Annotated in this window: 2 protein-coding genes; both read left to right on the top strand. The window is 71.0% G+C overall.

The window, feature by feature from the left end:
- Window positions 1–237 (top strand): muconolactone Delta-isomerase family protein (locus LG395_RS40925; protein ID WP_225814669.1); only part of this gene is annotated, 237 nt, incomplete at its 5' end.
- Window positions 234–605 (top strand): SgcJ/EcaC family oxidoreductase, encoded by a 372-nt coding sequence (locus LG395_RS40920; protein ID WP_225814667.1) that lies wholly within the window; start codon window positions 234–236, stop codon window positions 603–605. The genes LG395_RS40925 and LG395_RS40920, both read left to right, overlap by 4 nt.
- The last annotated feature ends 5 nt before the right edge of the window (window positions 606–610 follow it).

Genomic DNA, 610 nt, shown 5'->3' with positions numbered 1-610 from the left:
CGACGCGCGGCCGAATCCGTCCGGGCCCGGGAACTGGCCGCCACCGGACACCTGTTCCGGCTGTGGCGCCCGGTCGGCGAGCTGCGCAGCATCGGCGTGTGGCGCGCGGACGACGAGGCCGACCTGCGCGAGAACGTGCTCGGCACCCTGCCCCTGTGGCCGTGGATGACCGCCGAGATCACCGCCCTGCAGCCCCACCCCAACGACCCGGGTCCCGCCGGAGGAGAAGACCGATGAGCGGCACGGCAGCCCACGAAGCGATCCTGCGTGGCGTGGTGGACCAGTGGAAGAGCGCGGTCGACGCGCACGAGCCGGAGAAGGTCGCGGCGCTCTTCACCGAGGACGCCATCTTCCAGGGACTCCGCCCCTACAGCGTCGGCCGTCCCGGGGTCGCCGCGTACTACGACTCCCAGCCGACCGGGCTGACCGCCGAGTACCGGGTGCTCGAGACACGGAGCCTCGCGGACGACGTCCTGCTCGGCTACCTCGACGTCGACTTCGGGTTCACCGACCGCCCGGCCATCCACGTCACGCTCAGCGTCGTGCTCACACGTGTCTCCGACCGCTGGCACATCTCCCACTACCAGGTGACGAAGCTCGACTGACGCAT

Origin of the sequence: Streptomyces spinosus, assembly GCF_020400655.1 — a bacterium.
Classification (GTDB): domain Bacteria; phylum Actinomycetota; class Actinomycetes; order Streptomycetales; family Streptomycetaceae; genus Streptomyces; species Streptomyces argyrophylli.
The sequence above is the reverse complement of the archived record's forward strand: the minus strand, read 5'-3'. Positions and strand labels throughout refer to the sequence as shown.